The organism is Nocardia alni, assembly GCF_019038435.1.
In the GTDB taxonomy this organism is placed as follows: domain Bacteria; phylum Actinomycetota; class Actinomycetes; order Mycobacteriales; family Mycobacteriaceae; genus Nocardia; species Nocardia alni.
This window is the reverse complement of record NZ_JAGPOX010000025.1, coordinates 54990-80694: the sequence shown is the minus strand read 5'-3', so window position 1 is coordinate 80694 and position 25705 is coordinate 54990. Positions and strand designations below refer to the sequence as shown.

The following is a 25705-nucleotide window of genomic DNA, read 5'->3' as shown; positions in this document are numbered from 1 at the left end:
CCCCCCGATGGATCGCTGACGAGTCCACGCCCGGACCATTCCTCCGATGAGCCGCCGATTCCGCACTCCCGCTCCGTTTTTCGGACTTGCCCGCGGCGCCGACAAACCAACGCTGGGCCGAGCCGCTGATCACGGGATCCGGTGCACCCGAATGACGAACTGGTCTTCACCGATCGGGCGTGCGGGGCGCCAATGGGCAATGGTCTCAGCTCGGGTAGGGGTCGGTGGTGCGGGCGGTGCGTAGGTGGCGGCCCCACCAGGCCAATTGGCCGAGCATGCGTTGGGCGGCGTCGATCGCGGCGCCATCCTTGGTTTCGCCGTCGGCGTCGAAGGCGCGTTTGGCCTGGTGGAAGCTGACCGACTCGCGGATCGAGACCATGTGGATCTCGGCGACGACCTGACGGAGCTGTTCGATCGCGCGCAGGCCGCCCGACAGGCCGCCGTAGCCGACGAATCCGATGGGTTTGGCCCGCCATTCGTGTTTGGCGGTGTCCAGGGCGGTCTTCACCGAGGCCGGATAGCCGTGGTTGTACTCCGAGGTCACCACGACGAAAGCGGCTGCGGCGGCGAGACGTTCGCGATATGCCGCGACCTCGGGGGTCTCCGACAGGTCCGTCGGCAGGGGGATGTGCAGCAGATCGATGACGCCGACGTCGAATCGGGCATCCGAGCGGGCGGTGCGCAGAAACCAGTCCGCGACGACCGGTGCGAACCTTCCGGGCCGCACGCTGGCGACGATGACCTCGAGCCGCAGTGGACTGTCCATGCGCACGAGCCTAATCGAACAGAGCTGACCCTCATCTGCGTCGCGCTGGGGCGATCGTGCACGATATTCGCTGACTGTGGCAACCGCCAGAGGGTACCCAGCGATTCAGGAGGTCGGGCACGTGGATCTCGGTGAGTGGCTGCTGGTCGAGACGCTGGGGCCGCCGCAGACATGGTCGGTGCTGGCTGTGGGTACCTCGCCGCGGCACTGGAAGTCTCTGGTGCGCATGGTGCCCGGCAAGTTACTGCCGCTCATCGCGACCGCGTGCGCGTCGCGGGAGCCGGTCGAACGCATACTGCCCACCTCCCGGTCCGCGTGGTCGCGGAAGCGGGCGCTGGCGATTCCCCTTGTGGGCGTGGGTGATTGGGTGCACGGTGTGCACTTCCGGGTGGGCGAGGGCGATACGGCGCCCGCCGGGGCGGCATCGTACGTCTACACCAACGACGACCGCCGCCTCGAGGTGACCTCGCCGGGGCTCGGGCCGGATTTCGACCACGGCCGTTCCGTGTGGCGCGGCGCGGAGAGCTTCGAATACGTGGAACGTTTCGACGGCGCGCTGGAGTGGGCCGCGACCATGGCGCATTCCGAACCGGGCGCGCGGTGGCTGGGCGAGATGTCGGTGCGCGCCAAGAGCGGGCTGCGCACGGTGATGACCGCCTCCCGCAACGACACCGCGGATCCCCGGCGCTGGCGCGGATTGCTCGTCGATATCACCGACAGTGTCGCACCGCAGAGTAAATCGTTCGAGGCAGCGACGGTGGACACGCTGGTCAGTGCGAATCCGGACCTGTATCTGGCGGTGGTGGACACCGAGCGGGTCCGGGTGGTGCGTTGGATCAACGGCCCCATTCCCGGCCTGCGCTGGTCCGGCGACACCGAGGAGAGCACCCTCCCGCACCCCGACGACCTCCATCGAATCATGGCCGCCCGCAGCGATATTCGCGCCGGTAAACCTGTCCTCACCCTGTCCGCTCTACGCCTGGCCGCGACCGGGGGCGGCTGGCTGCTGACCGACGCCGAGGTCACCCCTCTGCCCTATGGCATAGAGCCGCAGTCGCCGCCGCACTTCGCCCTGGTGCGCTTCGAACTGCATGCGGGGATGGCAGAACGCGCGTATGACGCTCAGCGAATGGGCATCACGTAGTCGGCCAAACCCTGTTCGGGTGCGATCGCCGCAGTGAAGTCGACTGTGCGGCGGGCGCGTTCGGGGTTGGCGGCGATGTGCCGGGCGTCGGTCATCCGGTATTGGCCGCTGACGACGGGACGGGGGCCGCCGCAGGCCCGGGACATGATCGAGGCCACCTCCCACAGCGTGATCGGGTGGCCGGAGGCGATATTCAGCGGGGCGAAGCCCGACAGGGGGCGCTGCACGACGGCGACCGTTGCCGCGGCGATATCGCGCACGTGCACGAAGTCCCGCACCTGGCCGCCGTCCTCGAAGACGAAAGGCGCTCCCCCGGCGGCCAATTCCGCCCGAAATCGCGCCGCGACTCCGGAATGCGCTGTCAAGGCAGGGTTTTCCCCGATCGGATCGCCGTACACATGGTGGTAACGCAGGACCGTCACCCCGCCGCCGGTTGTGGCGCTCCATGCCATCGCATAATTCTCCTGCGCGACTTTGCTTGCCGCATAGGCGGTCCGGGGCCGCAGCGGAGTGTCCTCCCCGACCGTCTCCCAGGTCAGGATCTCCCCGGTCCGCGGCGCACGATGATCGAACATGCCGCGGTCGAGATCCCCCCGCAGGCGCACGCCCGGAAAGAACGGCCCGCTGCGCAGCCCGCGGTAACGCCCCTCCCCATACACCGAGACCGACGATCCGAGCACCAACCGCTCGATTCCGGCCCGTTCCATCGCCGCCAGCAACACCGCGGTCCCGAAATCATTGTGCGCGGCGAAGTTCGGCCCCTCCTGCATCGTGGGCTCCCCCGGACGCGGCGCATACCCGGCCTTCTGCCGCGCACCACTCGCACCGCGCCGCTGCGCCGCCAACGCGCGGTGCGCGGCCATCGCCTCACGCTGCGCGGCCGCTTGAAGCTCCGCAGTCGTGTCGGGGACCGCCGCGGCCCGGCGCTGTTCTCCGGACAGAGACTGCTCACCGGCCCGGGCCGACTCGCCCGCCGGGAGCTGCCCGCCGGACCGGGGCTGTTCGGCCTTCCAAGACTGCTCACCCGGCCGAGGCTGCTCACCGATCCGAGGAAACCCACCAGTCAAAGGCGGCTCACCCGGCCGAGACTCTTGCCCACCTACTCGCGACTGGCGACCAGCCTGGGGCACCCCACCGGCCCTGGGCTGCCCACCGGTCCCGGACGACCCACCGCCCTCCTGCTGCTCACCCGTCCGAGACTGCCCACCAACCCGAGAAAACCCACCCGTCAGCGGCGGCTCACCAGTCCGAGGCGGTTCACCCGGCCGAGGCTGCCCACCATTTGGAGGCGGTTCACCCGGCCGAGGCTGCCCACCATTTCGAGGCGGTTCACCCGACCGAGGCTGCCCACCATTCCGGGGCGACTCACCCGTCCGGGGCTGCCCACCATTTCGAGGCAACCCACTCGGTCGAGGCAGTTGCTCGGTCCGGTGGTCTCCGACGATTCGGTATCGATCGGTCACGTCCGGATCCACGGCGACGGCATCCTGTACCACCTCGATCGCCGGTGGCCCCGAGACCCGAGCGGGCGCTGCTACGAGCGCATTCGGCTCCAGTGATCCGGGTGGCAGGGCGGCGGCCAGATGTACGACCACGTCGATGCCGCGCAGCAGCGGGACGAGGGCGTCCGGGTCTCGGATATCGATCGGTGTGACGCCCTCGGGGGGTCCGGCTGCGGGGTGCACCGGTTCGAGCAGGGCGTCGACCGCGATCACCTCGTGCCCGGCGGTGGCGAGGGCCCGGTGCACATGGGAGCCGATGAAGCCCGCCGCACCGGTGAGCAGCACTCGCATCAGGGCAGTTCGAACGGCAGTGCGACGCCGGTGTGCACCTGGCACGCCTCGCAGGCGCCGGTGCCCTCGACGAGCGAAACAGCCTGGCGGACAAGCTTCTTGAACGGCACCAGATTCTTCTCGAAGGCGGCGAAGACCGCGGCGGCGCTGACGCCCTCACCGGCCTCCAGCCCGGCGTCCAGATCGGTCACCAAAGCGATTGCCGCATAGCACATCTCGAGTTCCCGGGCGAGTACGGCCTCGGGAAAACCCGTCATGTTCACCAATTCCCAACCCTGGGCGGCGAACCAGCGGCTCTCCGCGCGGGTGGAGAACCGGGGGCCCTGCACCACGACCATCGTCGCCGCGGACTGCATCGGCAACTCCGGGACCGCCGAGCGGGTCGCGGCGTCGCGCAGGTCCGCGCAGTACGGGTCGGCGAACGAGACATGGATGCCGCCGTTGTCGAAGTAGGTCTGCGGGCGTCCCGACGTGCGGTCGACCAGCTGATCGGGCACGGCGACGGTCCCGGGCCCCCAGTCCGCGCGCAGGCTGCCCACCGCGCACGGCGCGAAGATCCGGCGCACGCCGATCGACCGCAGCGCCCACATGTTCGCCTGATACGGCACCGTGTGCGGGGAGTACTCGTGCTTGCGCCCGTGCCGCGGCAGGAAGGCCACCTGCCGACCTTCGACCTCGCCGACGGTGATCGGGGCGCTCGGGGCACCGTAAGGGGTGTCGATCTCGAGCGTGGTCGCGTCGTCGCCGAAGAAATCGTAGAAGCCGCTGCCGCCGATTATGGCCAGTGCGGGCCGGGGAACCGAACTCATATCCAGATTCTCGCGCATGACCGCCGACACTGCGCACCGCCCTCGTCCCGGCGATTCGGCCGGTCTGACAAGCTGGGCCGGGCAGTGTACCCTAGGGGGGTATCAAGCGGCGACAGATGCGGGAGCGAGGCATTCCGGTGACCGAGGACCAGACTGATCGGCTCGGCCACGACATCGTCGCGCCGGATCCCGAGCCTGCGGACCCGCACATCGGCCACGCCTACATCACCGCCAAGGACGACTACCTCAAGCGCCTGCGCCGCATCGAGGGCCAGGCCCGCGGCCTGCAGCGCATGGTCGAAGAGGAAAAGTACTGCATCGACATCCTCACCCAGGTTTCGGCGATGACAAAGGCCCTGCAAGCCGTCGCGATGGGCCTGCTCGAGGACCACCTCAGCCACTGCGTGGTCGACGCCGCCGTCCGCGGCGGCCCCGAGGCCGAGGCGAAGATCAAAGAGGCCACCGACGCCATCGCCCGCCTCGTGCGCTCCTGAGCGAGCCGAAATCCACTAGCCGAATCCCCCTGAACAGTGATATGCCTATGCGCTATGGAACCGACTTCGGCGACACCCTTGCATCCGGTTGACGACGGCTCCGGAGCGATCGCCGTGTTCGACCTCGACGCCGTGTTCGACCTCGAGCTACCACCGCTCCGAGACGAACTGGTGCGCGTCGTATTGGAGCGGGTACGTCGATGACACAGCGGCGCACCCCGCCCGGATTCCGGGCGGGGTGCGCCGACAGAGATATCAGAACAGCACGGCCGCCAGTGTGCGCATGGTGGTGAGGTAGTCGTCGCCGAGGGGCTGGATGGCGACGTGGTTGGCGCCCGCGGTGAGATGCTCGGTCAGGCCCGAGGCGATGGCGTCGGCGGTGCCGTGCAGGGCCAGGGCGTCGATCAGGCGGTCGCTGCCGGGCTTGGCGACGTCCTGCTCGGTGAAGCCGAGGCGGCGCAGGTTGGAGACGTAGTTCTGCAGGCCCAGGTAGTGCTCGACCATCCCGCGGCCGGTGGGGCGGGCGGTGGCCGGATCGGTGTCCAGCACGATCTTGTGCTCGGCCACCAGCAGGGCGTCGGGGCCCAGGATCTCGCGTGCCTCGCGGGTGTGCTGCGCGGTCGTGAGGTACGGCAGGGCGCCTGCGGTGCGATCGCGAGCCAGCTTCAGCACGCGCGGCCCCAGCGCGGCCAGGGCGCGCTGCTCCTTGGGCACACCGGCTTCGTCGAGGGCGTCGAGGTAGTCCACCAGCACGTCGTAGGGCTTGCGGTAGTCGCTGGTGTGCTCCGGGTGACCGATGCCGATGCCGAGGATGAAACGACCGGGGAACCGCGCCTCGATGCGGTGGAACGATTCGGCGGTCTCCTTCGCCGGGGCCGTCCACACGTTCACGATGCTCGTCCCGACGATCAGGTTCTCGGTCGCCTCGAGCAGCGGCTCGACCGTCTCGAGCTGCGCGGCGGGCGATCCGCCCAACCACAGCGCGCTATAGCCCAGCTCCTCCAACACCTTGACGTCATCGGGTGTGAACCCCATGTGATAACGCCATACTCCGAACTTGCCGAGTCCTTCAATCGTCATGTCCGATCCGAACCCCTCTGTGCGCGCCGGTATTCCGTCCGGATCGATCATCGCAGCCATTGACCGGGCGCGCTCAGGCGAGTCCGAGCTCGAATTCCGGATGCGCGTGCACGGGGAGCGGCTTCGTGGGCGCCGGAAGCACCTCCAGCCGCGCCCGCGCCACCACCTCGACCACCTCGTGCGGGATCGAATCCTCCTCCTCGGGCTCCTCCAACTCCACGCCGAGCTCGCGCGCGGCGTGATCGTGCATCATGCGGGCGTCCAGGGCGGCCTGCACCTGCCAGCGAAAATCCTTGGCGTCGATCGGTTCGGGCTCGGCGGGCTCCTGTTCATCGGTCAGCTCCCGCGCCTGTGCCAGCCCCTCGCCGACGAACGGTGCGAGATCGTATGCGGCGCCGCAGTTGTCGTCGTCCACGAAGATCAGGAAGCCGTCGGTGCGGCCGGCCCGCTCGAAGCTGCCGAACAGCGTCGCGCCCGACCCCTCCGTATCCGGCCAGCGCACGAACTCTCCCGCACTGACCGGCTCGTCGAGTTCACCCACCCACTCCGGCGCGACGACGCCGTCGGCCGCGAGTTGCCCGGCCGCCTCGTTCGCCTGCTCCCGGACAGGATCCTGGGTCAACCCCGCCAGGCAGCGCAGAAACGCGACCGCGCCCGGCGTGGCCAGCTCCAGCGCCTTATCGATGAACAGGCGAGCGAAGGCCTCCCGATACTCCGCGCTCTCCCCATATCCGACCGCCAGCAGCCCGGCCGCCAGGTATTCCCCGTCCACCGGCTCGTCGACCTGCTCGAACTCGTCGATCCGGGCCACTACCTCGTCCATCATCTCGGTCAGGCCCTCGAGCTCCACGGCGTCCTGGTCCGTCTGGTCCCCAGCCGACACCGCCGCCTCGGCCGGGCCACTGCCCCGTCCCTGGCCCTTCTTCTTGCCTTTACGCCCACGACTCACCGGACTCATGGGCGCTCAGTCTGCCAGCTCGAGCCGCCGCGACCCACCGTATTTGCCGGGTGTGTCCACCCGATCGACCTGGTCCGCAGCGAAAGACAGCCGTACCTGCACATAGGGGCTGTCCAGGCAAGAGGCGAACGGACGCAGCGGCTATCGGACGAATCGCCCAGTGTGCGTGCATGCAGATGCCGTTGCATGCGAGGATTTCGATAACGGCGGCCCATTAGGTTGCCCACGGAGGGCAAAACCAGGACTTCTCATGGCATCGATCGTGTGGATCATTGCTCCTTACACGGCATTCGCCTCATTCTGGTGGGGGCACTGGTGGCGCTGGCGCACGGATCGATTCCGTTCCGGCCTCGCCGGCGGGCGGGCCGAGACATCGCATACCGGGCTGTGGCTGTTGCGGATCGGGTTGTTGGTGGTGCTGGTGCCACGCGCGGCCGAGGGCGTGCTCGGCCGCACGGGTTCCGGCCTCGCCCCCGACATTTCCCACGTGCTCGCCGGTACCGAACTGGCCGGGACGCCGATCGCGCTGATCGGGGCGATGCTGGTGCTGCTGCCCGATATGGTCGGCGCCTCCACCCGGCCCGTCACCATCCTGGACCGCATGACGCTGCCGATTCTGTCCATCGCGCTGATCACCGGCGCCATCGTCGCCTTCGATCCGGACAGTCTCGCGGCGAAGACGCTGTTCGTATGGTTCCCGTCCCTGTTCTCGGGCAGTCCGCGCGCCGCCGAGATGGTCCACGCCCCGTTCATCTATCAGGCCCGGGGTCTGATGGTCGTGCTGACCATCGGCATCTGGCCCTACACCCGGTTGTGCGGGCTGTTCGTGCTGCCGATACGCCGCGCGACGCGGTCCATCCGCGGGTTCGTCTCACGAGCACGCCTGGCCCGCGCGGCGCGCGCGGTTCAGCCGCCGCAGCAGCCGGGACTCGGCACCGTCCGCAATTCGCGGGTCTGGGCGTTACGGGCCTCGAGGTCCTCGTCGGCGGGATAGTCGACACCGATCAGGCTCAGGCCGTGGGCGGGGGCCACGGTGACGGCGCTGGATCGGGCGCGCTCGGCCAGCAGGCCGGCGATCCAGTCCGGGGTGCGGCGGCCCTCACCGACCGCGAGAACCCCACCCACGAGGCTGCGGACCATCGACCAGCAGAAGGCGTCGGCGCTGACGTAGGCGGTCAGCAGCTCGCCGGCAGACGCCTCCCAGTCGAAACGCTGAAGTTCACGCACGGTGGTCGCACCCTCGCGGCGCCGGCAGAAGGCGGCGAAATCGTGCAGGCCCAGGAGTCTGCGTGAGGCCTCGCGCATCGCGTCCAGATCCACCGGACGGCACGGAACCACGCTACGCGCGGACAGCGGATCGGCACCGTAGGGCGCGGTGGTGAGCCGGTAGGCGTAGTGGCGGCGGATCGCGGAGAAACGGGCGTCGAAGTGGGCGGGGGCGGGGCGGATTCCGGTGATCCGCACATCCTTGGGCAGGAAGCGGGCCATCCGGTGCAGCAGTTTGTCCGCGTCGAACTCCGCCGCGGTGTCGAAGTGCGCGACCTGTCCCTGCGCGTGCACCCCGGCATCCGTGCGCCCGGCGACGGTCAGCTGAATCGGCTCGCGCAGCACCGTGCTCAGCGACTCCTCCAGCACCCCCTGCACCGTGCGCAGGCCGGGCTGACGGGCCCAGCCGGTGAAATCGGTGCCGTCGTAGGAGAGGTCCAGTCGTACCCGAATCGCAACGGTTTGCTGGGACGAATCGGACGCGCTCACAGCGACCTCCTGGTTAACATGAGCAAAGCCCGCCGACCCGGAGGGGACGGCGGGCTCATATTGCTGCCTCGCACGGACGAGGAGCCGTGAGAGCGTCCCCCGCTCGGGCAGGGGACGCGATCCACGTGCTACTCGCTCTTCTCGGCCTCGGCCTCGGCGGCCGGAGCCTCGGTGACCTCGGCGGTCTCGGTGCTCTCCTCAGCGGCGGCCTCTTCGACCTTGGTCTCCTCGGCGGGAGCCTCGGCCGTGGCCTTCTGCGACGCGGCCACGCGACGGGCACGATCGGCCTCGTTGGTCACGGTCTTCTCCCGGACCAGCTCGATGATCGCCATCGGCGCGTTGTCACCCTTGCGGGGCATGGTCTTGACGATGCGGGTGTAACCACCCTCACGGTCCTCGAACGAGGGACCGATCTCCGCGAACAGGGTGTGCACGACATCCTTGCTGCGGATCACCTTCATGACCTCACGACGGTCGGCCAGGGTGCCGGCCTTCGCCTTGGTGATGAGCTTCTCGGCGTAGGGGCGCACCGCCTTGGCCTTGGCCTCGGTGGTGGTGATCCGACCGTGCTCGAAGAGCGACTGCGCCAGATTGGCGAAGATCGCCTTCTGGTGCGACGCCGACCCGCCGAAGCGAGCACCCTTCTTGGGCTTGGGCATTGGTTGTTCTCCTTTGGGGAAGACTCTTCGGATCGGACACAGCGATGCGCCCGCCGGAGAATCTAAAGCTGTTCGGTCTCGGCGTAGTCCTGCTCGCCGTTGTCGTGATCGCTGAACGTGCCGCTGTCACTCCAGGTCCCGGTGGCGGCGTCGTAGCCGACGACGCTGGACGGATCGAAGGAGGCCGGGCTGTCCTTGAGTGACAGGCCCAGCGAGTGCAGCTTGACCTTCACCTCGTCGATGGACTTCTGCCCGAAGTTGCGGATGTCCAGCAGGTCCGACTCGGTGCGGGCGACCAGCTCACCCACGGTGTGCACACCCTCGCGCTTGAGGCAGTTGTACGAGCGCACGGTCAGGTCCAGGTCCTCGATCGGCAGCGCGAACGAGGCGATGTGATCCGCCTCGGCCGGGCTGGGCCCGATCTCGATGCCCTCGGCCTCGACGTTCAGCTCGCGTGCCAGACCGAACAGCTCGACCAGGGTCTTACCGGCGGAGGCCAGCGCATCCCGCGGGGAGATCGAGTTCTTGGTCTCGACGTCCAGGATGAGCCGGTCGAAGTCGGTACGCTGCTCGACACGGGTCGCCTCGACCTTGTAGGTCACCTTCAGCACCGGAGAGTAGATCGAGTCGACCGGAATCCGGCCGATCTCCGCACCCGACGCCTTGTTCTGCACGGCCGGGACGTAACCGCGACCGCGCTCGACCACGAGCTCGATCTCCAGCTTGCCCTTGTCGTTCAGGGTGGCGATGTGCATGTCCGGGTTGTGCACGGTCACGCCGGCCGGGGGCACGATGTCACCGGCGATGACCGCACCGGGGCCCGACTTGCGCACGTACATGGTGACCGGCTCGTCCTCCTCGGACGACACGACCAGGCCCTTGAGGTTCAGGATGATGTCGGTGACATCCTCCTTCACACCCGGGACGGTGGTGAACTCGTGCAGCACGCCGTCGATGCGGATGCTCGTGACAGCAGCACCCGGGATGCTCGACAGCAGCGTGCGGCGCAGCGAGTTGCCGAGGGTGTAGCCGAAGCCCGGCTCGAGCGGTTCGATGGTGAACTTCGAGCGGTTCTCGGCCAGAACCTCTTCGGTCAGCGTCGGTCGCTGTGAAATCAGCATTTCTTCCTCCTTCTGGACGCCCGCTATTTGACGTCCACGAACTGGGGTGCGGGAGGCCACCCGAAAGGCAGCCTCCCACCAGCGGCGATAAACGCCTTGTTACTTCGAGTAGTACTCGACGATGAGCTGTTCGTTCAGCGGCACATCGATCTGCGCGCGCTCGGGCAGCTGGTGCACCAGGATCCGCAGCCGGCCCGGCACGACCTGCAGCCAGCCCGGGATCGGGCGGTCGCCGTAGGTCTCGCGCGCCACCTGGAACGGCAGCGTGGGGGCCGACTTCTCCTTGACATCGATGATGTCGTACTGACTCACCTGGAAGCTGGGAACGTCGACCTTCTTGCCGTTCACCACGAAGTGGCCGTGCGAGACGAGCTGACGGGCCTGACGACGGGTGCGGGCCAGACCGGCGCGGTACACGACGTTGTCCAGACGGGCCTCCAGCAGGCGCAGCAGGTTGTCACCCGTCTTGCCCTTCTGGCGGTTCGCCTCTTCGTAGTACTTGTGGAACTGGCGCTCCATGACGCCGTAGGAGAAGCGAGCCTTCTGCTTCTCCTGCAGCTGCATCAGGTACTCGGACTCCTTGATCCGCGCGCGGCCGTGCTGGCCGGGCGGGTAAGGACGACGCTCGAACGCCTGGTCGCCTCCGACGAGGTCGACACGCAGACGACGCGACTTGCGGGTGATGGGGCCTGTATAACGAGCCATTTTCGCTTATTCCTTTCCCGCTAGACGCGACGCCGCTTGGGCGGACGGCAGCCATTGTGCGGCTGCGGGGTGACATCGGAGATCGTGCCAACCTCCAGGCCGGCGGCCTGGAGTGAACGGATCGCGGTCTCACGGCCCGAACCGGGGCCCTTGACGAACACGTCGACCTTCTTGACGCCGTTCTCCTGCGCCTTGCGGGCAGCGTTCTCGGCGGCGAGTTGCGCGGCGAACGGGGTCGACTTGCGCGAACCCTTGAAGCCGACGTGACCGGAGGACGCCCAGGAGATGACGTTGCCCTCGGGGTCGGTGATCGACACGATGGTGTTGTTGAACGTGGACTTGATGTGCGCGTGGCCGTGCGGGACGTTCTTCTTGTCCCTGCGACGCGCCTTGGGCGACTTCTTGGGGCCGGAGGCCCGACTCTTCGGAGGCATCGGTTATCCCTACTTCTTCTTGCCGGCGACGGTCTTCTTCGGACCCTTGCGCGTGCGCGCATTGGTCTTGGTCCGCTGGCCGCGCACCGGCAGGTGGCGACGGTGGCGGATGCCCTGGTAGCAGCCGATCTCGATCTTGCGACGGATGTCGGCCTGCACCTCGCGGCGCAGGTCACCCTCGACCTTGAGGTCAGATGCCTCGATGTAGTCGCGGAGCTTGGTCACATCGTCGTCGGTCAGATCCTTCGACCGCAGGTCCGGGCTGACGCCGGTCTGCGCCAAGATCTCCTTGGAGCGGGTGCGACCGATACCGAAAATGTAGGTCAGCGCGATCTCCATGCGCTTGTCGCGCGGGAGGTCGACGCCCATCAGACGTGCCATGTGGCAGTTCCTTCATGTTGCGGAGGTCTGCTCCCTGTCCGTCCCCTCGTCTGGGGCCCCGGCCTCCGTACCGGGGGTGGGTCTGGCATCCGCCCGCGTTGTTCGTCAGAACACTGCGGGCTCGCCGATGCCGACTGGAGCTGGGAGTTCTTCTTCTGTGCCAATCCGAACTGCGTTCGGTGCTTGGCCGGTGACGTGCCCGGGGACTAGCCCTGGCGCTGCTTGTGACGCAGGTTGTCGCAGATCACCATGACCCGCCCGTTGCGGCGGATCACCTTGCACTTCTCGCAGATCTTCTTGACGCTGGGGTTGACCTTCACGTCATTCCAATCTGTGTTGTGTGTTCACTGGGGTGCGAACACAGGTTTTCCCCAGCCCTACGACTGGGGAAGTTCTGTTGCGGGCTGCCGGGCTCGCACTCGGCGGCCCCGCCGGGGACGCGGCCCCGGAAGCCTATTTGTAGCGGTAGACGATCCGACCGCGGGTCAGGTCGTAGGGGGACAGCTCCACGACCACGCGATCCTCGGGGAGGATGCGGATGTAGTGCTGCCGCATCTTGCCACTGATGTGCGCAAGGACCTTGTGGCCGTTTTCCAGCTCGATACGGAACATCGCGTTGGGCAACGGCTCGATCACACGGCCCTCGACCTCGATGGCCCCTTCCTTCTTCGCCATATCCTCCGCGATCCCGTTACGCTGCAACCCGGGTTGGTTGCGGCTGTTCGGCAGGTCACCCACGCCGTCCTCGTCCGTTTTCGGCCGATGTCGTGCACTTTCATCGACCTGGTGCCATACTCGGCGGACAGCCTCATGCAAGCATGGACGAACCGGCGTGTAGATGCACCGCCGACCTAGCTTACCCGTGCCCCTACCATCTGGCCAAATACACCAATTTCGCTCCGCGCGGACAGGTGCTCGTGTCGCACTCGGATCATCCGGACGACGCGGATCGCCGCGGCTGGTGTAGCTCTCCCCTCGCGTTCGGGGGCGCCCGGGTAAACTGCGGACAAGTCCAGCTATATCGGTTCGGAAGACCCCAGGGGGACACAGGTGAGCGAGCGCAGCGAGTCCGTTCCAGACGCGGCGCACGCAGTCATGGCACGCTTCGGTGATGAGGTGCGTTCGTGAGTGAACTTCCCATGCTGCCGCCGTGGCTGTCGGAAAGTGAAGATACACAGTCCGGTTACGAGGCACCCGTCGAGAACCTGCCGCAGCAGGATCTGATCCCGGAGAAGTCGCGGCGCCGGTTCGGCCGCAAGTCCGAGCCCGACACCGGCACCTCGCTCAAGAACAGCCGCAAACCCAAGCGCAAGGGTAAATCCGAGGACGCGCACGAGCAGCAGCCTTGGGGCGAGACGCAATACGAGGACGCGCAGCCCGCGCAGTCGTGGGACGAGCCGCAGCAGCAGAACTTCACCCCGCAGCCGTGGGGCGCTCCCCTGGACGGGAGCATGCCTCCCGACGGTGAAATGTTCTCGGACGGCGGTGCGGCGCAGCCCGATCCGCAGCAGTCGATGCCGAATCGGCCGTACCCCAACGGGCAGCAGCATCAGCAGGGTGAAATGCCGCCGTCGGGCGGCGGATTCGCGCCCGGTCCGGATATGTCGTCACGGCAGCCCGGCCCCTTGCCGCAGGTGCCGCCGCCCGGACTGCCGCCGATTCCCGAGGCGCCGCAGGGCTATTCGGACCCGCTCGAGCAGCAGGGCGATCCCACCGAGATGACGGTGCGGGTCGAGGGCCGACCCGATCTGCCGCCGCCGCCCGAGCAGACGCCGCCGGGACGTCCGCCACTGCCGGAGCCGCCGCCGGGCCCGGGTGAGAGGCAGCCGGATCCGGACCAATTCGCCGCGGCCGCACCGCCTTCGCCCCCCGAGGCCGAGCAGGGTGCGCCCACGTGGCTGGGCGGGCCGGAGGCCGAGGCGCAGGGTGGGCAGGAACAGCCCGGCCCGGACGCGAATTTCCCGCCGCCGGCCATCCCGCCCCAGCCGGCCGCCGAAGCCGGTGGCCGCAATCAGGCCTTCGACACGCCCGCGCCGACCCACCCCGGGCCGGACGACGACCGCACCACCGTCTGGCAGGGCGATCCGAACGCGCAGGCCCCACGGCCGCCGCAGCAGCCGCCCAACGGAATGGGCCCTGGCGCATCGGGATTCACCGGGCAGCAGCCGGTGGCGCCGCAGCAGTACCCGCCGCAGGGATTCGGACCCGATCCGCGGATGACGCCGCCCGGGCCGCCGCCGGCCCAGAACCCGCAGTGGCAGCAGGGCGGGCAGGGTCGTCCGCCGCAGTTCCAGCAGCCGGGTTACGGGCAGCCCCAGCAGTTCCAGCAGCCACCGGGTCAGTTCCGCGGCCCGCAGGGCGGACCGCCGCCGTCGCTGGACAACGTGCCGGTGCGCCGCGCGAAGAAGACCCCGGGGACGGGTTGGCGGCGCACGGTGCACCACATCTCCGGTGGCGCGATCAACCCCGGCATGTCGGCCGAGGAGCGCCGCCTGCAGGAACTGGTGGCCCGCATCCGGCAGCCGGTCCAGGGCGACTACCGCATCGCGGTGCTCTCGCTCAAGGGCGGTGTCGGCAAGACCACCACCACCATGGGCATCGGCTCGATCTTCGCTTCGATCCGCGGCGACCGTGTCATCGCTGTCGACGCCAACCCCGACTTCGGCACGCTGTCCCAGCGCGTGCAGTTGCAGACCCGCTCCACGGTGCGGGATCTGCTGCTGGATCCGGCGATCCGTTCGTACGGTGATGTGCGCAGACACACCTCACAGGGCACCAGCCGACTGGAAGTGCTTGCCAGCGAGCGCGATCCGGCCGCCTCGGAATCGTTCAGCGACGAGGAGTACCGTCGGGTGGCGCGCATCCTGCAGCGCTTCTACAACATCATCCTCACCGACTGCGGCACCGGCCTGATGCATTCGGCGATGACTGGCGTGCTGGAACTGGCGCACTCGCTCGTGCTGATCTCGTCCTCGGCGATCGACGGCGCCCGCAGCGCCGCCGCCACCCTGGACTGGCTGTCCCTGCACGGCCACGACCACCTCGTCCGCAACGCGGTAGTGGTGATCAACCTCCCCCGCCCCGGCTCCCCCAACGTCGGCATCCAGCAGCTACGCGAATACTTCCTGTCCCGCTGCCGCGCCGTCCACATCATCCCCTACGACCCCCACCTGTCCGAGGGCGCCGAGATCGAACTCGCCCGCCTGCACAAGAACACCAAGCGCGCCCTGGTAGAACTCTCCGCCACCGTCGCTGACGATTTCGCCGTAGACCACAGCAGATTCCAGTACTGACGCTGTCGCCTGCGAAACAAAACCCGCAGGCTCACAGCGCCACAGAAGGGCTCCCGGTGCGCAGCCGACCCAAGCCCTCAGCGTAAGCGAACCTCCTCGCTGACTGAATCACTGTGCCCCACATCGAGATCGATTATCGTAGTCGGAAGCACTCGATGGTTGGCGATGCCTGCCACATTTCCCATTCCGGCCTCGCGACCATTGCCGCACTCCGGGGGGACACATTGCTCAAAAGAGCTTTCATCTGCATCTTCATGCTCTGCGACCTTGTAGCTATTTCAGCGCAGGTCGAGGCTCAGCCGATACCGGCTGTTCATCAGTTCACACCGAGCGATCCCAACTGGGTCAGGGAGAACAATATTGCTCGGTTCACCGGCCAGATCGACTATCACACCATGATATTCGCCTGGTCGATCAGGCTGAATCAGTCGGTACAAAAGATTGCACTGAATCCAATGAGTTGCTGGACGGTAATCAACGGCCTACAGGGATACTCCGACAACCACCCCGACATTCCGTCCAACTACTTTCTTCACTCGAGCGCGCAGATACAACGTGGCATCACATACCATCTGAGAAGCCGGTGCGACTTCAAGGTGCTTACCGACACTGGCGCCACACCTTCGAACGTTGTTACCGCAGTTGACTTCAGCGCGTGAAGTGAGACCAGTGCTCCCCACCGCCCACGCATCGGAGAGCCCCGAACGACTTACAGCCAAGTAATCCGGACCGCTCTCAGATTGTGCGAGTCCTGCTGAGCATGCTCATATTCCACCTCTACCGACTCGCCGACCGCGATATCGCCGAAATTCCGGTCGCCCAATGAGTCGAGCCCGAACCAGATATGGTCGCCGGCCGCAGTCTCGATAATCCCCGTGGCCCGCTTGTTGTTCCAACGCCAAACCGTGCCGTCGGCTTTGAGCACCCCCCGGCCATCCTCCATGGACGCAGCGTACACGTTCGTGGCATATCAGCCGTCGACTATAGCCTCTGGCTCGACAAGCGACGCCGCGCAGCGACCACCCCCGCACGAAGCTCCAGCCGGATGGTTCAGGGCAGAGTCGCGCGGCGGGCGATGGCGGGGATGGGGGCGGTGTGCCAGGAGTCGGCTCGGCGTTCGAACAGGGCGGTGGAGGGGCTGGAGGCTTCGGGGGCGGCTATGCGGGCCAGGCGGAAGCCGGAGCGTTGGTAGTAGGCGTGCAGGGCGGTGTTGGTGGTCCAGGCGTCCAGGCGGACCCAGGTGCGGTCGGTGGTGTGGGCCAGGGTGGCGGCGTGGCCCAGGAGGGCTGTGCCTATCTGGTTTCCGGCGAAGCGCAGGTCCACGATCATGTAGTGGACGATGACGGCGTCGGCGATTTCGCCGGGGGACCAGAGGCCCTCGTCGGCGCGGTCGTTGACGGTGATGGTGCCTGCCGGTTCGCCGTCGAACTCGGCGATCCAGGTCTCGCCCGCGTCGACCGCGCGGCCGACCGCCCGGGCAAATATTTCGATGGGAAGTCCCCGACCCTGCTGGGTCCACTGATCCGATCCTCGAGCCGCAAGCCAGGACGTGCGTTGGAGCCGTAGTCGGCAGATGGTGCCGAGATCGGCCAGGCTGGCCTGGCGTATGCGGACTGTCATGGCGGCCCCGGTACCAGCGAGTTACCGAAGGAGTGCGAATAGCGCTGGGGATGCGGCGTCCCCAGGGTCTGGCGGATCAGGTCGGATCCGGCGTCGTCGCCCAGTTCGTAGGCCAGGCGATTGCGGGCGGCGATGGATCGGTGGCGGGTCACCCGGGTGATGCATTCACCGGTGGCGGCGATGCGCAGGTGGTCCAGCAGCATGGTCCCCGCGCCGACGCCCAGGACGGCCGCCTCGTCGGCGGTCGCGGGCCGGGCCACGATGGTGTCGCGGTGCGCGGTCTCCCGGTGGCCGCGCTCGGCCAGCCGGCGCGTGGTGCCCTCCGGAATGTCGTGCGGAGAGTCCAGTCCGGTGGCCTCTGCCAAGTCCCGTGGATAGAAACTCACTTCCCAGGACCACGGCTCGTTGTCGAGATACTGCACCACCGTGCGGGCCATCACCCAGGAGTCCTTGGGCACGCCGAGCCACAGCGCCACGTCCGGCCCGGCCGGTTCCATCCGCGCGTTGAACTGCGTCGCGGGCTCGCGGCCGGCCGCGCGGGCGATCTCGGAGAAGATGTCCTGGTTGGTTTTAGGACGATCGGGCCGGATCGGGCTGGTGAGAACGGATTCCAGCACCTCGCGACTGCGCACGATGGTGCCGCGCGAAGTGGCTGTGTAGAGCAGGTTTTCGGCCACCAGGACCTGAATTGCGTTGCGGGCAGTGGTGATCGATACCTGCATCTGATCGGCCAGCTCGTTGTGACTGGGCAGCCGATCCCCCGGCTTGAATGTGCCGTTGCGGATCTCCTCGCGGAGGAGGTCTGCGATCCGTTGGTACCTCGGACCGTCCGCCATCGCGCTCCTACGGGTCGCTGCGTCGAAAAAAAGGAGTTTACCCTGCTGTTCTTACTGGCGTGTGGCCCTTGACACCGGCCTTCAGAGGTTTATTGTAATGAAGTCCTGAACGAAGTGTTGTACGGCGATGACGGCGAGGCAACGTGGCGGGTTCGGAGACGTCTCAGTCGGTGATGATGGCAGTGCCTGACGCGCTGCCGGGCGGTACTGCGATGCAGACCATGATGTCCGGCATGCCCGGCGTCCTGCCGAGTTCGGACCTACTCCTGCGCGCGTGCCGCGGCCACCGTGTGATCGGCGGACCACTGCTGTGGTTCGCCAGGGACCTCGCGGTCCTGCACGAGCGCCGGCTGATCGGCCGCGGCGGCGCCGAGCCGGACAATGATCCGGCGACCCTGGTCGAAATCGACCGCCGCCGGACCGAACTGATCATGGCGATCGACGACTGCATCTCGCGCTCGGTCCCCCAGCATCGTCTGGGCGCGACCCTGCACACCGAAACGATCGGCTCGGTCATCGACCGCATTGCCGAGGCCTCGGTCCGCGCCCACCACGCCCTGATGACCCTGGACGCCAACGACGACATCCTGCACGCCGCCTGGCATCACCTGGCCGAACTGGCCGACGCCTACGACGACCTGATCACCGACGTGCTCGCGGGTCGCCGCCGCCTCCCCTCCTGGTAGCGGCCCGGCCCACCGAATGTGGCGTTCATCCGCATCGTTGGATGGGCGCCACATTCGGCCGGGTGCTCACAGCGGGGGCAGGTGGGCGATCTGGACCATCTCCGTGCCCCGGGTGCGGGAGACCAGGACGCCTCGGCCGGGTGGCAGCTTCGACGGGCGGACGTCGCCGATGATCTTGCCCTCGTCGCGGGGACCGCTCATGATCAGCGCGTCGACGGACATGTTCTTCATACCGCCCAGGACGGGATCGAACAGGGCGCGGGAGACGCCGCCCGTACGGCGGGTGACGATCAGGTGCAGGCCGATGTCGCGGGCCTGGGGCAGGTACTCCAGCAGCGGCATGAGCGGGTTGTTCGAGCCCTGCACCACCATGTCGTAGTCGTCGACCAGCAGGTAGATCTCGGGGCCGGTCCACCAGCTGCGTTCGCGCAGCTGCTGGGGTGTGATGTCGGCGCCGGGGATGCGCTCGGTCAGGAAGCCGACCACATCCTTGATCATCGATCCGCAGGTTTGCGAGGAGGTCGAGTATCCCGCGAGCTGTTCGCCCTCCACCACGCCGAGCATGGTGCGCCGATAGTCGATCATGATGATCCGCGCCTCCTCCGGCGACGCGGACTCGACGATGCCCATGGCGATATTGCGCAGCAGCGTGGTCTTGCCGCACTCCACGTCGGCGAAGGCCATCAGATGCGGCTCGGAGGCGAAATCCAGGACGAGCGGCGCCAATTCGTTCTCGCCGAGCCCGACCACGACCTTGGTCGGGGTCTGCTTGATGCCGCGCTCGGCGGCCAGCGCCACCAAGTGCTCGCGCTCGAACTGCAGGGGCAGCATGCGCACATCGGGCGCGCGGCGCGGCCCCCACAGCTGTTCCAGGCCCGCCTTCGAGGCGGCAACGCCATCGGAGATCGACCCCGGATCGGTGTTGGAGTCCAGGCGCGGCAACGCGATCAGCATATGCAGTTCCTCGGGCGTCAGACCGCGGCCGGGACGGCCGACCGGCACCAGCGCGGCGCTGCGGCGGCCCATGTCGGAGTCCGTCGGATCGCCGAGGCGCAGCTCCAGCCGGGTGCCGATCTGATCCTTGACCACCGCACGAATCTCGGCCCAGCGCGAGGCGCCGATCATCAGGTGTACGCCGAACGAAAGGCCTTGTCCGGCAATGGCGTTGATCTGCGGTTCGAGCGTCTCGAACTCCTCGCGGATGGTCGACCAGCCGTCGACGACCAGGAAGATGTCGCCGAATTTGTCCCCTGCCAGCGGATTGTCCGGCGGCATGGTGCCGTCGGTATTGATCTGGGAGAACTTGCGACGGCGGAACTCGACCATGGATTCGATGCCGAGTTCGGCGAACCGCTCCTCGCGCTGACGCATCACGGTGGTCAGCTCGGCGATCGTGCGCCGGACCCGGTCGACGTCCAGACGGCCCGCCACCGAACCCACGTGCGGCATACCGGACAAGCCGGCCATGCTGCCGCCACCGAAGTCCAGGATGTAGAACTGCGCCTGTTCGGGGGTGTGAGTGGCCGAGGTGGCCATCACGATGGTGCGCAGCGTGGTCGACTTGCCCGACTGCGGACCGCCGACCACGGCGACATGCCCTCGGGCGCCGGACAACTGGATGGTCAGCACGTCGCGGCGCTGCTCGTACGGCTTGTCGATGATGCCGATCGGCATCCACAGCTGACCGTGCCGGTTGGCGGGCGAGTGCCAGTTCGGATCGGGCAGCAGCATATCCACCGACGGGGACTGCTCCAGCGGCGGCAGCCACACCTCGTGCGCCGGTCGGCCGTGTCCGGTCAGGCGCTTGACCACGGTGGTCAACAGGGAATCCGGGATGCCCTCCTCGATCTCGTCCTCGGCCGACGGCGGCGCCGGCAGTGCGAGCGGATCGAATTCGGGTTCCGGCTCCTCCGGCGGCTCCGGGATATCCACGTGCGCGGCGGTGAACAGGGTCGGCCTGCCGCCGGCCACGCGCTTACCGCCCTTGCCGACGATCGGGCCGGTGCTCACCGGCGCGACATAGGGGCCCGAGACGTAGGTCGCGTTGAACCGCAACGGATCATCGGCGTCGGTCTTCAGATATCCGGCGCCCGGCACGCTGGGCAGGTGGTAGGCATCGGTGATGCCGAGCACCGCGCGGGATTCGTTGGCGGAGAACGTGCGCAGGCCGATGCGGTAGGACAGGTGCGAGTCCAGGCCGCGAAGTTTGTTCTCCTCCAGCCGCTGTGAGGCGAGCAGCAGATGCACGTGCAACGACCGGCCCAGGCGGCCGATCATCACGAACAGGTCCGCGAAATCCGGTTTCTGCGAGAGCAGTTCGGAGAACTCGTCGACCACCACGAACAGCGCCGGGCACGGTTCCAGCGGGGCGCCCGCGGCGCGGGCCTTCTCGTAGTCGTTGACGTTGGCGAAGTTGCCGGACGAGCGCAGCAGCTCCTGGCGGCGGTTCATCTCACCGGCCAGCGCGTCCTTCATGCGGTCGACCATGGACAGCTCGGCCTCGAGGTTGGTGATGACCGCGGCCACGTGCGGCAGCGGATCCAACCCGAGAAACGTTGCACCACCCTTGAAGTCGACCAGGATCAGGTTGAGCGAGTCCGGCGAGTGCGAGGCCACCATCGACAGCACCAGCGTGCGCAGGAACTCGGACTTACCGGAACCGGTTGCGCCGATACACAATCCGTGCGGACCCATGCCGTTCTCGGCGGACTCCTTGATGTCCAGCTCGACGGGGGTGCCGTCCGGTGTGATGCCGATCGGCACCCGCAGCCGCTCGCGCGGGGTGCGCGGACGCCACACCTTGGCCGGTTCGATCAGCGCGGCATCCGGAATCTTCAGCAGTGCCATCAGGCCCGGGTCGGTGCGGGTTTCCTCACCGAGGCTCACGATCTGCGCGGCGGTGGCGATGCGGAAGCGGGCCAGCGCCCGGGCGAACGTCTCGGCCTGGGCCAGGTCGATATCGTCGACGGTGGCGAAGCGCTCGACCCCGGCCGCGCTGCGCGCGCTCACCGCGCCGCCGCCGACCACCAGCTGCAGGCCGCGGCGGGCGGCCAGTCCGTTCTCCGGGGCGGTCAGGTCCAGCACCGTCACCGAATCCAGGCCGGACTCGCTGACCAGTCGTTCGGTGCCGTTGACGTAACCGTCGTCGATTACCACGATCAGATGGATTCGACCCTGTGTCGGTTGCGGATTGCGCATGAAACGGCCGCGCTCCATGAGCTCGTCCCCCAGCGAGGATTCCAGTTCCGACAGCGACTCGTACACCATGCGCGCCGAGCCCATACCGTCCCGCGCGGACGGATGTTGCAGGTGCGGAAGCCATTTCGCCCACGCCCAGGCCGGGCCGTCCGGATCGGCGCACACGATCGCGACCGCGACATGGTCCGGTCCGTGAAATGCGGCGAACTCCATGATCATCGCGCGCACCAGCATCCGGGAGTCCTCGTCCGGACCCTCGATGTTGATCGCCGGGAACGCGCGCAGCGACACCGCGGTCGGCAGTTGATGCACCACCGAATGGGTGCGCACGAACCGGCGCAGCGCGACCGTGGCGACCGGTTCGAGATCCTCCAGGGGCCCGGTCTCCGGGCGCGCCAGCTTGGTCGCCAGGCGGTGACTGCCCACCCCGACGCGCACGTGCCCGAAGTCGGGATCGTTGGGGCGGCGCTCCCACATACGGCGGCTGCCCACAACGGATTTCAGGTCCACCGGCGCCGGATGGCTCCAGGTCAGCGACTCCAGTTGCCGCAGCCCCGTGCGCCGCACGTCGCGGCGGATCTGGTCGAGGTAGCGGAAGTAGTCCTTGCGCTCCTCGTTCAGCTCACCGGCGGACTTGTTGCCGCCACCGCCGCGGCCGATCATGCCGAACATCGACATGACCATCATCAGCGGGAACATCATCATGTAGGGGTTGGACAGCAGCGATTTGCCCATCGTGGCCATCATCGCCACCATGCCGACCATGGCCACGACCATGACCACCGGCATCAGCCGGGCGAGCAGCGGACCGGGGACGGGCCGGGTGACCTCCGGCGGGGGACTCAGCGTGACCTCACCCCCCGGCGCGCGCGGCGGGGCGATGCGGGGGCGGCGAACGAAACCTTCGGTGATCATGGTTCCTACTGGTTGTTCTCTGCGGACTACTGTTTGTTGTTCGGTGAATCCCCAGTGTTTCTGCGGCGCAATGGGATCGCCAGTGCGGCGCCGATACCCAGGATAGCCAGACAGGCGATCGCGCCGATGCCGGCGACCAGTCGCGGTACCCGATCCGGCGCGGGCGGCATGTACGGCACCGGAATCGCATGCGGGCGATCGGTTCCGGCGGCGGCCGCGCGATCGGGCAGCACCGCGGTGAGCGCGGCGACCGGATCGATCATCCCGTACCCCACCTGTGTGTCGCGCCCGGGCCCCTGGGCGTGCGCGGTCCGTTCGATGCGGTCGATGACCTGGCCGGCTGTCAGCTCGGGGAAGCGCGACCGCACCAGTGCGGCCAGGCCGGAGACGTAGGGCGCGGCGAAACTGGTGCCCTCGATCTCCTGCAGGCCGTTACTGGTCTGCACGCTGTTGACCAGACCGGTCCCGCCCGGTTTGCTGTCCAGCGAGACGATCTGGCGGCCGATGGCCGCCACACCCATCCACGGCCCCTGCAGCGTCAATTGCGAGACGGTGCCGCTGGGGTCGACCGAACCAACAGACAACACGTATTTATCGAACCACGCCGGGCTGGAGATTGTCTGCACTCCGTCCCAACCGGTTCCGTTCTGCGCCTTGCACGGACCGTCCTGCTGGAGATTTCCGGCAGCGGCGACCACGACGACGTTGTGGTCGTAGGCGTACTGCACCGCCGCGCCCAAGGCGCCGTCGGCGGTGTCCGCCCCAGCGTCCGTGCACGCCACCTCGGAGACATTGATCACCGTGGCGCCCAGGTTGGTCGCCCGCACCACCGCCGCGGCCAGGGTGAGCACGTTGCCGTATCCGGCGTCCGAGATCGCGCCCGCGCCCGCCTGACCGCCGGTGTTCTTGGCCTGGAAGGCCAGGCTCAACTGGCGGATGGACAGCACGCTGGCTTCCGGTGCGACACCGACGAATCCGTCACCCGGGCTGGGGCGCGCGGCGATGATGCCCGCGACGATCGTGCCGTGGCCGTCGCAGTCGCTCAGTCCGTTACCGCCCGCCTGGACGTAATCGCCGCCGGGCTGCACGGGAGGCAGCCGCGGATGCGGATTCACCCCGGTGTCGATGACCGCGACCTTCTGCCCGGCCCCCTTGGAGAACGCCCACGCCTCGGGCAGATTCAGCACGCGCTGCGCGATCGGCGGGTCCTGCGGCGCCGGGCCCGTGAGAGTCGGTGTGGCGCAGATGGTTTTCTGCTGGGTCGCTTCCAGTGGCGCGGGAGCGTTGCTCAACGGCAGCGCGGGGCCCAGGGCCGCGGGGTTGACCTCCGGTGGGCTGATCGCCGAGGCGGGACCGGGCACGCCGAAGACCGCCGCACCGAGAACCGTTGCCGCGCAGACCAACCGCAGTGTGATGCGGCCGGTCATATGCTGCGGGCCGCCTCGTACAGGCCCATGATCCACACCACCAGTGGTACCACCAGAATGATCAGGCCGTATTCGAACAACTCGCTCATCCGCCGCATGACGGGGGTGATCTCGACATGCGGGCCGATGATGCCGAAGACGATCGCCGCCGCGGCGAACAGCAGCAGCAATCCGACGGAAATCAGCACGGCCCGCGAATCACCCAGCGCCGCACCGGCCGCGGTGGCGACGAAGATCACCGCGCCGCCGGCGATCAGCGATCCGGCCTGGGTCAGGTCCGCGAAGGAGCGCCCGCGCAGAGCCAGGATGATCGAGGCCACCACGGCCAGCGCCAGCCCCTGCCAGTGCACGCCGCCCAGCGGATCGGCGGATCCGACCGCGCCGACCACCGCGGCCACGGCGCAGCCGGCCACGGTGCCTGTCTGATATTCGTTGGCCACCTTGGCCCTTCGCCCCAGGCCGACGGCCGAGGGCAGGGCGGTCGCGCCGATCGCGCCGATGCCCTCGATGGTCGGGCGCGGCTCGTGGTCGGCCGGGTCGATGGCCCCACCGGCCGTCGGCACCGGCGGCACGGGCAGCCGAGCCAGCACCGCGGACAGCCGCGGCACCATGGAGATCACGATCAGCGCGCCGACCAGCAGCCCGGCGGCGATCCTCGGCAGCGCCGGATCCCAGATCATCTCCACCGCCGAGGCAATCGCGCCGAAGATCGAGACGGTGATGGCCATCGAGAACAGCGTCGCCGCGGAGCCGGTGGCGCGATACCCGGCCGCGGCGGTCACGAGCATCACCGAAAAGCCCAGCAGTAGACCGGGACTGCCCAGATCACCGGGGACGAACAGCGCACCGGCGCTGAACATCAGGATCAGTCCGGCCAGCGCGAGCCAGGTCGCGGTGAGCGAATCGGCATAGCGACGCTCGGAGATCGCCGAGGCCACCAGCGCCGCCAGGCCCACCGCAACGGCGATCAACGGGCCTGCCAGCCAGTAGATGTCGTGCTGCCGGTCGACCGCGAGCAGCGCCATCGCGATGACGGTCGCCAGGACCGCGCCGACCAGTCCCATCCAGCGGGCCGCGCCCGGCGTCCACCCCCGGAACGAATCGGCGGTCAGCCGCGAGACGGCATCGATGACGTCGTCGAACAGCGCCGGGGTCTCCTTCGCCGAGACCGCCCGCAACACGAGTAGATCGCCGTCGAAGACCTCCGCCTCGATCAGGGTGCGGTTCGGCGAAATGGGTTCACGCCCCAGCCGGGCCAGGGTCCAGTGCTGGGTTTGCAGCGAACCGGCGTCGTCATCGGCCTCGGCGATGTCGGGGTTGCGCGATTCGACGAGCTCGACCAGCTCGCCGATGAAGGTGGCGACCGGGACCGTGGACGGTAGCCCGACATCGACCTGGGTATTGCCGCCGATCACGGAGACGCGGCATAGTTCGGGTTCGGCGGACGTGCGTCCGCCCGATGCTGAAGGTGCGCTCATCGGACAGTCAACTCCGGATCAGTGTGGTGACGGGCGGTGCTCCCCCGCTCGCCATGACAGAGAACAAGCTGCAAAATCTGCGTGTCAGCAGAACCACTCTCACCCCGTCGATCGTGTTCACGTTGCAGCCATTCGGCAACGAACCTTAATCTA

At 67.9% G+C, this 25705-nt stretch carries 25 protein-coding genes and 1 pseudogene; 6 read left to right on the top strand and 20 right to left on the bottom strand.

The window, feature by feature from the left end:
- Positions 1 to 205 precede the first annotated feature (205 nt).
- Positions 206 to 766 (bottom strand): NADPH-dependent FMN reductase, encoded by a 561-nt coding sequence (locus JZ791_RS12710; protein ID WP_216894458.1) that lies wholly within the window; start codon positions 764 to 766, stop codon positions 206 to 208.
- Positions 767 to 887: 121 nt separating this feature from the next.
- Here JZ791_RS12710 and JZ791_RS12705 point away from each other — a divergent pair, with 121 nt between their 5' ends.
- Positions 888 to 1910: a GAF domain-containing protein gene (locus JZ791_RS12705; protein WP_216894457.1), complete on the top strand. Its 1023-nt coding sequence runs from the start codon at positions 888 to 890 to the stop codon at positions 1908 to 1910.
- Here the strand turns inward: JZ791_RS12705 and JZ791_RS12700 are convergent.
- The 3 genes and pseudogenes from JZ791_RS12700 to JZ791_RS12690 all read right to left on the bottom strand — a co-directional run bounded on the left by JZ791_RS12700 (position 1889) and on the right by JZ791_RS12690 (position 4512).
- Entirely contained in the window at positions 1889 to 2977 is a 1089-nt protein-coding gene (locus JZ791_RS12700) for an NAD-dependent epimerase/dehydratase family protein (RefSeq protein WP_254205632.1), read from the bottom strand. The two genes, JZ791_RS12705 and JZ791_RS12700, sit on opposite strands and share 22 nt — an antisense overlap.
- Positions 2978 to 3469: 492 nt before the next feature.
- Positions 3470 to 3703: pseudogene (locus JZ791_RS12695) on the bottom strand (NAD-dependent epimerase/dehydratase family protein); the annotation flags it as partial.
- Positions 3703 to 4512: an S-methyl-5'-thioadenosine phosphorylase gene (locus JZ791_RS12690; protein WP_216894456.1), complete on the bottom strand. Its 810-nt coding sequence runs from the start codon at positions 4510 to 4512 to the stop codon at positions 3703 to 3705. The pseudogene JZ791_RS12695 and the gene JZ791_RS12690, both read right to left, overlap by 1 nt.
- A gap of 137 nt (positions 4513 to 4649) precedes the next feature.
- On the opposite strand from JZ791_RS12690, the gene JZ791_RS12685 reads away from it, so the two are divergent.
- The gene (locus JZ791_RS12685) at positions 4650 to 5006 is read left to right on the top strand and encodes a metal-sensitive transcriptional regulator (protein ID WP_438804512.1); all 357 of its coding nucleotides are present in this window, start codon (positions 4650 to 4652) and stop codon (positions 5004 to 5006) included.
- Between the two features lie 255 nt (positions 5007 to 5261).
- Here the strand turns inward: JZ791_RS12685 and JZ791_RS12680 are convergent, their stop codons facing one another.
- Together JZ791_RS12680 and JZ791_RS12675 are read right to left on the bottom strand one after the other, a co-directional pair.
- On the bottom strand, positions 5262 to 6086 hold the full coding sequence (locus JZ791_RS12680) for an LLM class F420-dependent oxidoreductase (RefSeq protein WP_216894455.1): 825 nt from the start codon (positions 6084 to 6086) through the stop codon (positions 5262 to 5264).
- Positions 6087 to 6159: 73 nt separating this feature from the next.
- Positions 6160 to 7044 (bottom strand): hypothetical protein, encoded by an 885-nt coding sequence (locus JZ791_RS12675; protein WP_216894454.1) that lies wholly within the window; start codon positions 7042 to 7044, stop codon positions 6160 to 6162.
- Between the two features lie 250 nt (positions 7045 to 7294).
- Between JZ791_RS12675 and JZ791_RS12670 the strand changes: the two genes are divergently transcribed.
- Complete coding sequence (locus tag JZ791_RS12670) at positions 7295 to 8038, top strand: respiratory nitrate reductase subunit gamma (RefSeq protein WP_216894453.1); 744 nt, start codon at positions 7295 to 7297, stop codon at positions 8036 to 8038.
- Here the strand turns inward: JZ791_RS12670 and truA are convergent.
- The 8 genes from truA to infA form a co-directional block, all read right to left on the bottom strand.
- On the bottom strand, positions 7951 to 8799 hold the full coding sequence (gene truA, locus JZ791_RS12665; RefSeq protein ID WP_216894452.1) for a tRNA pseudouridine(38-40) synthase TruA: 849 nt from the start codon (positions 8797 to 8799) through the stop codon (positions 7951 to 7953). The two genes, JZ791_RS12670 and truA, sit on opposite strands and share 88 nt — an antisense overlap.
- Positions 8800 to 8927: 128 nt before the next feature.
- Positions 8928 to 9458, bottom strand: coding sequence for a 50S ribosomal protein L17 (gene rplQ / locus JZ791_RS12660; protein WP_216894451.1), 531 nt, complete (start codon positions 9456 to 9458; stop codon positions 8928 to 8930).
- Between the two features lie 62 nt (positions 9459 to 9520).
- The gene (locus JZ791_RS12655) at positions 9521 to 10579 is read right to left on the bottom strand and encodes a DNA-directed RNA polymerase subunit alpha (RefSeq protein ID WP_216894450.1); all 1059 of its coding nucleotides are present in this window, start codon (positions 10577 to 10579) and stop codon (positions 9521 to 9523) included.
- Positions 10580 to 10678: 99 nt separating this feature from the next.
- Positions 10679 to 11284, bottom strand: coding sequence for a 30S ribosomal protein S4 (rpsD, locus tag JZ791_RS12650; protein WP_216894449.1), 606 nt, complete (start codon positions 11282 to 11284; stop codon positions 10679 to 10681).
- A gap of 20 nt (positions 11285 to 11304) precedes the next feature.
- Positions 11305 to 11718 (bottom strand): 30S ribosomal protein S11, encoded by a 414-nt coding sequence (rpsK, locus tag JZ791_RS12645; protein WP_215924056.1) that lies wholly within the window; start codon positions 11716 to 11718, stop codon positions 11305 to 11307.
- 9 nt (positions 11719 to 11727) lie between these two features.
- Positions 11728 to 12099 (bottom strand): 30S ribosomal protein S13, encoded by a 372-nt coding sequence (rpsM, locus tag JZ791_RS12640; protein WP_216894448.1) that lies wholly within the window; start codon positions 12097 to 12099, stop codon positions 11728 to 11730.
- Positions 12100 to 12305: 206 nt separating this feature from the next.
- Positions 12306 to 12419 (bottom strand): 50S ribosomal protein L36, encoded by a 114-nt coding sequence (gene rpmJ, locus JZ791_RS12635; RefSeq protein WP_040818798.1) that lies wholly within the window; start codon positions 12417 to 12419, stop codon positions 12306 to 12308.
- A 133-nt stretch (positions 12420 to 12552) separates the two neighbouring features.
- Positions 12553 to 12774 (bottom strand): translation initiation factor IF-1, encoded by a 222-nt coding sequence (gene infA, locus JZ791_RS12630; protein WP_040804562.1) that lies wholly within the window; start codon positions 12772 to 12774, stop codon positions 12553 to 12555.
- A 449-nt stretch (positions 12775 to 13223) separates the two neighbouring features.
- On the opposite strand from infA, the gene JZ791_RS44960 reads away from it, so the two are divergent.
- Positions 13224 to 15392 carry a MinD/ParA family ATP-binding protein gene (locus JZ791_RS44960; RefSeq protein WP_308162899.1) on the top strand — a complete coding sequence of 723 codons (2169 nt, stop codon included), beginning with the start codon at positions 13224 to 13226 and terminating at the stop codon, positions 15390 to 15392.
- 155 nt (positions 15393 to 15547) lie between these two features.
- Positions 15548 to 16051, top strand: coding sequence for a hypothetical protein (locus tag JZ791_RS12620; protein ID WP_216894447.1), 504 nt, complete (start codon positions 15548 to 15550; stop codon positions 16049 to 16051).
- Between the two features lie 50 nt (positions 16052 to 16101).
- Here the strand turns inward: JZ791_RS12620 and JZ791_RS12615 are convergent, their stop codons facing one another.
- The 3 genes from JZ791_RS12615 to JZ791_RS12605 form a co-directional block, all read right to left on the bottom strand.
- Positions 16102 to 16335: a hypothetical protein gene (locus JZ791_RS12615; protein WP_216894446.1), complete on the bottom strand. Its 234-nt coding sequence runs from the start codon at positions 16333 to 16335 to the stop codon at positions 16102 to 16104.
- Between the two features lie 107 nt (positions 16336 to 16442).
- The gene (locus JZ791_RS12610; protein WP_216894445.1) at positions 16443 to 17012 is read right to left on the bottom strand and encodes a GNAT family N-acetyltransferase; all 570 of its coding nucleotides are present in this window, start codon (positions 17010 to 17012) and stop codon (positions 16443 to 16445) included.
- Complete coding sequence (locus tag JZ791_RS12605; RefSeq protein WP_216894444.1) at positions 17009 to 17848, bottom strand: GntR family transcriptional regulator; 840 nt, start codon at positions 17846 to 17848, stop codon at positions 17009 to 17011. The genes JZ791_RS12610 and JZ791_RS12605 overlap by 4 nt, the downstream gene beginning before the upstream one ends.
- 176 nt (positions 17849 to 18024) lie before the next feature.
- Between JZ791_RS12605 and JZ791_RS12600 the strand changes: the two genes are divergently transcribed.
- Positions 18025 to 18534, top strand: coding sequence for a DUF4254 domain-containing protein (locus JZ791_RS12600; RefSeq protein WP_216894443.1), 510 nt, complete (start codon positions 18025 to 18027; stop codon positions 18532 to 18534).
- Between the two features lie 66 nt (positions 18535 to 18600).
- Here JZ791_RS12600 and eccCa read toward each other — a convergent pair whose 3' ends face one another.
- Genes eccCa through eccD form a run of 3 tightly spaced genes read right to left on the bottom strand, consistent with a single transcriptional unit; the run spans position 18601 to position 25552 of the window.
- A complete protein-coding gene (gene eccCa / locus JZ791_RS12595) occupies positions 18601 to 22647 on the bottom strand; it encodes a type VII secretion protein EccCa (RefSeq protein WP_216894442.1) in 4047 nt (1348 codons plus the stop codon).
- Positions 22648 to 22673: 26 nt separating this feature from the next.
- Positions 22674 to 24074, bottom strand: a complete 1401-nt coding sequence (mycP, locus tag JZ791_RS12590) for a type VII secretion-associated serine protease mycosin (protein WP_216894441.1) — start codon at positions 24072 to 24074, stop codon at positions 22674 to 22676.
- Positions 24071 to 25552: a type VII secretion integral membrane protein EccD gene (eccD, locus tag JZ791_RS12585; protein WP_216894440.1), complete on the bottom strand. Its 1482-nt coding sequence runs from the start codon at positions 25550 to 25552 to the stop codon at positions 24071 to 24073. Before eccD ends, mycP begins: the two co-directional genes overlap by 4 nt.
- Positions 25553 to 25705: the final 153 nt, after the last annotated feature.